Origin of the sequence: Saccharomonospora iraqiensis subsp. paurometabolica YIM 90007, assembly GCF_000231035.2 — a bacterium.
Lineage (GTDB): Bacteria > Actinomycetota > Actinomycetes > Mycobacteriales > Pseudonocardiaceae > Saccharomonospora > Saccharomonospora paurometabolica.
This window is the reverse complement of the sequence record NZ_KI912187.1, coordinates 70278-70644: the sequence shown is the minus strand read 5'-3', so window position 1 is coordinate 70644 and position 367 is coordinate 70278. Positions and strand designations below refer to the sequence as shown.

Sequence of the window (367 nt, the reverse complement as noted above, 5' to 3'; positions counted from 1 at the left end):
CCTTCGCCCCGCGCAGCCGCACGTCGACCTCGTCGGTGCCGCGCCAGGCGCCCGGCGTCCGCAGCGTGTTCCCGCGCCGCACGCTGTCCCGGTCGAGACCCCGCAGGTTGACCGCGATCCGCGCCACGGCGGACACCGCGGTACTGGGCTCACCCAGCGACTGCAGCCCGCGCACGACCGCGCGCCGCCCCGGGTCGCCGACCTCGAGTTCGTCACCGACCCGCACCGTTCCCGCGCCGAGGGTGCCGGTCACGACGGTGCCCGCGCCCCGCACGGTGAACACCCGGTCGGCCCACAGCCGCACGTCGGCGTCCGTGTCGGGTTCCGGGAGCCGGTCGGCCAGCGCGGCGAGTTCGGTGCGCAGCGC

1 protein-coding gene is annotated in these 367 nt (G+C 77.7%); it reads right to left on the bottom strand.

Going from position 1 to position 367, the window contains the following annotated elements; all coding sequences use genetic code 11:
• A partial coding sequence (locus tag SACPADRAFT_RS31910; RefSeq protein WP_040923760.1) for an EF-Tu/IF-2/RF-3 family GTPase occupies window positions 1-367 on the bottom strand: 367 nt, incomplete at both ends.